This window comes from Sphingomonas sp. STIS6.2 (assembly GCF_000732685.2).
Taxonomy (GTDB): Bacteria; Pseudomonadota; Alphaproteobacteria; order Sphingomonadales; family Sphingomonadaceae; genus Sphingomonas; species Sphingomonas aerolata.
Genome location: NZ_JPDP02000076.1, coordinates 1 through 5,924 on the forward strand (window position 1 = coordinate 1; position 5,924 = coordinate 5,924).

Here is a 5,924-nt window from a genome sequence, read left to right on the forward strand (position 1 = left end):
AAAGGCCGGACAGTACGCATATCGTGACCGCAAGGTTAAGAAGCGCACCTTCCGTGGCCTGTGGATCCAGCGCATCAACGCCTGGCTCGCTGGCTTCAGCGCATAATCCGCGCCCGTCACGTCCGCCGAGAACAGCCCGAGCAACCCGTCCTGGTCGAGCGGCGTCGGCCGAAGCGGCGGCGCTTCCGCGACATTGACCGCAAGCTCCTCGAACAGGCTCGCCCATTGCCCGCCGGGCTTGCCGATGATCTGGTAGTTCGCGCTCTTCTTGCGGATGTCCTCGTTCGCAGGGATCGCGGTCAGCACCGGGATGCCGACCGCGGCGGCGAACGCCTGCGCCTCGCCGGTGCCGTCGTCCTTGTTGAGGATCATCCCCGCGACGCCGACATTGCCGCCCATCTTGCGGAAATATTCGACCGCCTTGCAGACGTTGTTCGCGACATAGAGCGACTGCAGGTCGTTCGACGCGACGACGATCACCTTCTGGCACATGTCGCGCGCGATCGGCAGGCCGAAGCCGCCGCACACCACGTCGCCGAGGAAATCGAGCAGGACATAGTCGAAGCCCCATTCATGGAACCCGAGCTTCTCGAGCGTCTCGAACCCGTGGATGATCCCGCGCCCGCCGCACCCGCGGCCGACCTCGGGTCCGCCCAGCTCCATCGCGAACACGCCGTCGCGCTGGAAGCAGACGTCCTCGATCCCGATCTCCTCGCCCGCGAGCTTCTTGCGCGAGCTGGTCTCGATGATCGTCGGGGTCGACTTGCCGCCGAACAGCAGTGAGGTGGTATCGCTCTTGGGATCGCAGCCGATCAGCAGCACGCGCTTGCCCTGCTGCGCCATCATGTAGCTGAGGTTCGCCAGCGCGAACGACTTGCCGCTGCCGCCCTTGCCGTAGATCGCGATGATCTGCGTTTCCTTGGTGACCGGGCCGGTCGGGACCGGATCCGGCTCCTGTTCGGCCTCGCGCCGCAGGGGTCCGGGATCGAACATGCTCATAGCGCTCTCCAGTCGAGGACCATCTTGACGCAATCGGGGTCGGTGAAGGCCTGCGGATAGGCGTCCATCGCCTCGCCGGCGGGGCGGGTGTGGCTGATCAGGCCGTCGAGCTCGAGCAACCCGGTCTCGATCAGCGCGAGCACCGCGGCGATGTCCGCAGGCGTGAATTCGGCCGCGACCCGCATCCGCGCCTCGCGCAGGAATGCCGGCGGGAAGGCGAAGGACAGCCGGTCGTAGAAGCCGGCCAGCACCACCTCGCCGCCCTTGCCGAGCCGCGCGAAGGCGAGGTCGAGGATATCGGCGGTCCCGCTCGCGTCGCAGATCGTGCGATAGTCGCAGCGGTCATCGTCGGCCGGGTCGATCACGCGGTAGCCGGACCCGATCCGACGCGCCGGCTGGACCTCCCACACCGTCGGCGCACCCGCCCCCGACGCGACCGCGATCCGCGCGATCAGCTGCCCCAATATGCCATGTCCGACGATCAGATCGGGCGCGCCGCCGACCGCGATCGCGTGGTGCGCGGTGGCGGCGAGTGCGAGCAGCACGCCGTTGCGCCCAAGCGCCGCGTCGATTGGCACCGCGCGCGCACCGGGGAGGATCACCCGCCGCGCCGCCCCCCCGAACAGGCCGCGCGCCTGACGATAGCAATTTGCGCCGGGGACGAAGACATATTCGCCGATCCGCGCGCGCGCCTCGACACCGGCATCGACGATCCGCCCGACCGATTCATAGCCCGGGACCAGCGGATAGCCCATGCCCGGAAACTCGGGCATCCGGCCGCTCCACAACAGCCGTTCGGTGCCGGTGCTGATCCCGCTCCAGTCGATCTCGACGCACAGATCGGCATCGCCCATCGGCGTGAGCGACAGCGTGCGGAGCGCAAGCCTTTCCGGCGCTTCCAGTATGACCGCCAGTGCGTCCATACGTCCGTTGCCCACCGCTCCGTCCTCCATCAGATCATGATCGTAATCTGCTCTAGACAGATGATGTTGTCAACTTGGTTGTACACATTATCGTGTTGCGGTGATCACACAGGTGATGAGCGGCAGCGCCGTGCGCCGGGTGCGGACCTGGCCAAAGCCCACAGCGTGCAGCATCGCGCGAATCTCCGCGACACTCCGCGGTCGACCGGTGCCCATGGCGAGCAGGTAGAAGCCGAAATACGCATCGCCGGACCGCTCCGCACCCGGCGTCTGCGCCATCGGTTCGGCGATCAACAGCGTGCCGCCGGGGGGCAGTGCGGCATGGATACGACGCAGCAACGTCAGCGCCACCGCGTCGTCATGATCGTGCAGGACGCGCACCAGCGTGATCAGATCATAGCCCTCGGGCAGCGGATCCGCGAGGAAATCGCCCCCGTGCAGCGTCGCGCGCGCGCCCATCCCCGCCGAGTCGAACCGCCCCCGCGCACGCTCTGTCACCGCGGGCAGGTCGAACAGCCCGAGACCGGGCGTCGCGAACCGCGCCCCGAGCGCGCAGAGAAACGCCCCCTCGCCGCCGCCGACATCGAGCACGCGACGATGCCGGTCGAACCGATAGGCCGCGAGCGTCTGGCCTGCGACCATCGGTTGCGACGCCGCCATCAGCGTCGAATAGGCAGAGACCGCAGCGGCATCGCCCTGCCCCGCCGACTCGGCATAATGCCAGTGATCCGACACCGCCCCGCCCCCGCCCCCGCGGCGCAGCAGCGCGACGGGATCGGCCAGATCGGCATAGAGCAGACGGTGATGCGCGATCATCGCCGTGATCCCGGGATTGCCGAGCAGCGCCGCCCCGTCGCTGCCAAGCGCCCAGTCCGCCCCGCACGGCTCGACGAGCCGCAGCGCCGCCGCCCCGCGCAACAGCCGTTCGGCGCCCGCCACCGGCAGGTCGAGCTGCGCCGCGATCGTCCGCCCGTCCGCCGGGCCGCGTGCCAGCAGCGCCAGCAGCCCGGTTTCGACACAGGCGGCAAGGATCTGCGAATAGGTGAACCCTGCGACCAGATCGAACAGGGCGCCCGCCCGGCGGCGCGCGATCGGCCGGCTGAGCGGAAAGCGCTGCGCCGCGTGCTGAACACGCGGATCGGCGAGCAGGCGGTTGCGACAATCCAGCCACCGCTCCCGCACCCGGGCGAAAAGATGATGATACGTTTTCATGTGTCCATATTTGTGGACAGGTGTTAGCATCGCGTCAATTGGAGGATGCCGGTGTCGGATGCGGGCGTGGTGGTGATCGGGGCGGGAGTCGGCGGGCTGGTCAGCGCCGCGCTGCTCGCCGCGCAGGGCCGCACCGTGACGGTCGTCGAGGCGCAGCCCGGGCCGGGTGGCAAGCTGCGCACGATCGCGGTCGATGGCGACGCGATCGACGCGGGGCCGACGGTGTTCACGCTGCGATCGGTCATGGAGGATGTCTTTGCGGCATGCGGCGACACGCTCGACCGGCACGTGACGATGCGCCCCGCCGCGCTGCTCGCCCGTCATGCCTGGGGCCCCGCCCGCCTCGACCTGTTCGCCGATCCCGCCGCGAGCGAGGACGCGATCGGCGCCTTCGCCGGCGCGGCCGATGCCCGCGGCTATCGCGCGTTCCGGGCCGAGGCGAAACGGCTGTTCACCGCGCTCGACCGGCCCTTTCTCCACGCGACACGCCCCGGGCCGCTGACGCTGGGCTGGCGGATGGGTCTGCGCGGCCTTGGCGATTATTGCACGCTGCGCCCCTATACCTCGCTGTGGCACGCGCTCGGCGGCTATTTCACCGACCCGCGCCTGCGCCAGCTCTTCGCGCGCTATGCGACCTATTGCGGGGCGTCGCCGATGCAGTGCCCGGCGACGCTGATGCTGATCGCGCATGTCGAGGCGAGCGGCGTGTGGCTGATCGACGGCGGCATGTATCGGCTCGCACTCGCATTGGAGGCGCTTGGCCGGCAGAACGGCGTCCGCTTCCGCTACCGCGCGCCGGTTCGCGCGATCCTCATCGAGCGGGGCCGCGCCGCCGGGGTCATGTTCGAGGACGGCGAGCGCATCGCCGCGTCGGCGGTGATCTGCAACGCCGATCCCGCCGCGATCGCCGTCGGCCGGTTCGGCGCCGCGGTCCGTCACGCGGTCGCCCCCGTCCCCGCCACGCACCGATCGCTCAGCGCGATGGTGTGGACCGGACACGCGCAGGCCGCGGGCTTTCCGCTCGCCCGCCACACCGTCTTCTTCTCGGACGACTATCCGGCCGAATTCGCCGCGCTGTCGGCGGGTCGCGCCGCCGCCCGGCCGAGCGTCTATGTCTGCGCGCAGGATCGCAGCGACAGCGGCGACGACGACCGCCGCGATGCGTCCGCCCCTGCCCGCCCCGAACGCGTGCAGATCATCGTCAACGCGCCGCCTACCGGCGACGGCCCGGACACCAGCCAGGAGGAGATCGCGACATGGACGAGGCGTATGCTGGAGGGCGTTTCGCAGGCGGGACTTTCGCTCGATCTGGCGCCCTCGACCGTCATGACGACGCCGCACGCGTTCGAGGCACTGTGTCCCTCGACGGGTGGAGCCCTTTATGGACGGGCCTCGCACGGGTGGGCGGCGTCCTTCCGCCGGCAGGGCAGCCGGACACGGATCCCTGGGCTCTATTGCGCGGGCGGGAGCACCCACCCCGGCGCGGGCGTCCCGATGGCGGCGCTTTCCGGCCGGCTAGCCGTCGACTGCCTGCTCAGGGACCACGCTTCGACGTTCGTGTCGATGCCCAGGGCTATGCCTGGTGGTATGTCGACGCGACCAGCGCGGACGGCGCCCATGGGCTGACGATCATCGCCTTCATCGGCAGCGTCTTCTCGCCCTATTACAAGCTCAGCGGCCGCGCGAACCCCGAAAACCACTGCGCGATCAACGTCGCGCTGACCGGCCCGCGCGGCAGCGCCTGGGCGATGACCGAACGTCCCGCGCACCGCGTCGACCGGGGCACCGATCATTTCGTGGTGGGCCCGAGCGGCCTCAGCTGGGACGGCGACACGCTGGTGATCGAGATCCGCGAACGATCCGCGCCGCTGCCCTACCCTGTGCGCGGCACGATCCGCGTCAGCCCCGCGATGATCGGCACCACCGCCTTCGCGCTCGATCCGGGCGGGCGGCATCGCTGGCATCCGGTCGCACCCCGCGCGCAGGTCGAGGTCGCGATGACGCATCCCGGCGTCCGCTGGTCGGGCCCCGGCTATTTCGATTCGAACTTCGGCGACGAACCGCTCGAGGCGGGGTTCGACGACTGGCACTGGTCACGCGCGCATCTGAAAAGCGACGTCGCAGTGCTGTACGAAGGGCGGCGGCGCGACGGCACGCCGTTCGACCTCGCGCTGAAATTCGATGCGCAGGGCCGGTGGCACGACGTCGTCCAGCCCGCCCCGGCGGCCCTGCCCCGGACCGGCTGGCTCATAAAGCGCGCGACGCGGGCCGATGCGGGACATCGCCCGCGCGTGGTGAAGACGTGGATCGATGCCCCCTTCTATGCCCGTTCCGCGCTCGCCACGCGGCTGTTCGGCGAGGAGGTGCGCGCCGTGCACGAAAGCCTCGCGCTCGGCCGCTTCCGATCACCGATCGTCCAGTCGATGCTGCCCTACCGGATGCCCCGCGCCTTCTGGTGAAGCGGCGTCGGGCGGTGTCGGGGAGTCCCCGGCGACCTTGTCCTTCGCGATCGCCCGATTGACCGAGACGAGCTGCCACACGCAGAAGATGATGACCGGCGCGCCCGCGATCATCAGGTCGAGCAGGCCGAGAATGCCGTTCATATACGGGCCTCCATGAACGGTCGGATGATCGCCGCAACCTCTTCGGGGCGTTCCTCATGCGCGAGATGGCCGAGCCCGGGCAGCGTCTCGAGCCGCCCGTCACCGACCGCCGCCGCCGCCTCGCGCGCATTCGACAACGGGATCGCCCGATCGCTGTCGCCATGCACGAGCAGCACCGGCGTCTTCA

General features: G+C 69.7%; 6 protein-coding genes and 2 pseudogenes. 3 read left to right on the plus strand and 5 right to left on the minus strand.

Translation table 11 applies throughout. The annotated features are described in order from the left end of the window. Nucleotides 1-82, plus strand: a pseudogene (locus sphst_RS11820) (50S ribosomal protein L20); the annotation flags it as partial. Here sphst_RS11820 and sphst_RS11825 read toward each other — a convergent pair. The 3 genes and pseudogenes from sphst_RS11825 to sphst_RS11835 form a co-directional block, all read right to left on the minus strand. Beyond that, nucleotides 64-999: pseudogene (locus sphst_RS11825) on the minus strand (chlorophyllide a reductase iron protein subunit X); the annotation flags it as partial. The pseudogenes sphst_RS11820 and sphst_RS11825 overlap by 19 nt on opposite strands. After that, nucleotides 996-1,922, minus strand: a complete 927-nt coding sequence (gene bchC, locus sphst_RS11830; RefSeq protein WP_056409365.1) for a chlorophyll synthesis pathway protein BchC — start codon at nucleotides 1,920-1,922, stop codon at nucleotides 996-998. The gene bchC and the pseudogene sphst_RS11825, both read right to left, overlap by 4 nt. A gap of 87 nt (nucleotides 1,923-2,009) precedes the next feature. Then, nucleotides 2,010-3,134 carry a methyltransferase gene (locus sphst_RS11835; RefSeq protein WP_107045572.1) on the minus strand — a complete coding sequence of 375 codons (1,125 nt, stop codon included), beginning with the start codon at nucleotides 3,132-3,134 and terminating at the stop codon, nucleotides 2,010-2,012. Nucleotides 3,135-3,185: 51 nt separating this feature from the next. Between sphst_RS11835 and crtD the strand changes: the two genes are divergently transcribed. Then, a complete protein-coding gene (gene crtD / locus sphst_RS11840; RefSeq protein WP_234387605.1) occupies nucleotides 3,186-4,760 on the plus strand; it encodes a 1-hydroxycarotenoid 3,4-desaturase CrtD in 1,575 nt (524 codons plus the stop codon). Between the two features lie 122 nt (nucleotides 4,761-4,882). Beyond that, nucleotides 4,883-5,593 carry a hydratase gene (locus sphst_RS11845; protein ID WP_082447071.1) on the plus strand — a complete coding sequence of 237 codons (711 nt, stop codon included), beginning with the start codon at nucleotides 4,883-4,885 and terminating at the stop codon, nucleotides 5,591-5,593. Here sphst_RS11845 and sphst_RS11850 read toward each other — a convergent pair. After that, entirely contained in the window at nucleotides 5,540-5,737 is a 198-nt protein-coding gene (locus tag sphst_RS11850) for a hypothetical protein (protein ID WP_056409358.1), read from the minus strand. The genes sphst_RS11845 and sphst_RS11850 overlap by 54 nt on opposite strands. Next, nucleotides 5,734-5,924 (minus strand): alpha/beta fold hydrolase (locus sphst_RS11855; protein WP_159043593.1); only part of this gene is annotated, 191 nt, incomplete at its 5' end. The genes sphst_RS11855 and sphst_RS11850, both read right to left, overlap by 4 nt.

Excerpts from the sequence above, each read along its gene's own strand:
- sphst_RS11845 (WP_082447071.1), top strand. The coding sequence starts at position 4,883 with ATGACCGAACGTCCCGCGCACCGCGTCGACCGGGGCACCGATCATTTC.
- sphst_RS11835 (WP_107045572.1), bottom strand. The coding sequence starts at position 3,134 with ATGAAAACGTATCATCATCTTTTCGCCCGGGTGCGGGAGCGGTGGCTG.
- sphst_RS11850 (WP_056409358.1), bottom strand. The coding sequence starts at position 5,737 with ATGAACGGCATTCTCGGCCTGCTCGACCTGATGATCGCGGGCGCGCCG.
- bchC (WP_056409365.1), bottom strand. The coding sequence starts at position 1,922 with ATGGACGCACTGGCGGTCATACTGGAAGCGCCGGAAAGGCTTGCGCTC.